This is a genomic window from Bartonella sp. AP58NXGY (assembly GCF_042195785.1).
Classification (GTDB): Bacteria; Pseudomonadota; Alphaproteobacteria; order Rhizobiales; family Rhizobiaceae; genus Bartonella.
Window position 1 is genome coordinate 1 of the sequence record NZ_JBHIOY010000233.1, and the last position, 733, is coordinate 733.

At 33.0% G+C, this 733-nt stretch carries 1 pseudogene; it reads left to right on the forward strand.

Features of this window, described 5'->3' with window-relative positions:
* Positions 1 to 207: pseudogene (locus ACFINC_RS10645) on the forward strand (replication protein); the annotation flags it as partial.
* Between the last annotated feature and the right edge of the window lie 526 nt (positions 208 to 733).

The following is a 733-nucleotide window of genomic DNA, read 5'->3' on the forward strand; positions in this document are numbered from 1 at the left end:
CCAGAATATTTTAATTTTGAAAGTTTTAAAGAAGGTATCAAGGAATTAGAAAGGATTCAGATTATAGAGAAGGGAACAAGAGAAGGTTGTTATTTCATTAATCCTGATATTTTTGGTCTTCCTAAATGTGATGAAACTTTTGAGTTCGATGAAGAAGAAACAAAAGCATACTTTACGGAAGAACACCCCAATAAACGCCTGCTTTAACTGTTTCTCTTTTAGAGAAAAATAAAAGTGTAGCATAAATGGCTATGAGAATAGTAACGTTGATGTTGTGTGAATTGGAATGTTTTCGGGAGCTGTTTTGCTTCAATCCTTTTCATCAACAGTTATTGGTGTTTATTTGTGCAGGGCAGTTTGTATGCCATATTTTATTATCTTTTCATGAGATAAATTTGATGGGTACGCCTTTTCAAACAGATCGTTGATCTGTATTTTTCTTCTTGATGTTTTGTGAACCCTGGATGATCAATTCCCTTGGAACTTAAGAGCGTTTAGACAAGGCATATCTCGTTTTTTTAGTGTTTTACCCCATGGGTCCTCCACTTATGATGTGTAAAAAAGTGATTTTGATTGATGCAACATAAAGAGATTTGAAATGAGAGAATCTTACGATCTTTGGAGCTTTCATTCAACATGCAAAGTAGTGAATACTCATCATAAATCAATGTATTATACCCTATTTAAAGATACGCAAATAAAATAAAAACGTGAAGCAATGCACCATTTTCAT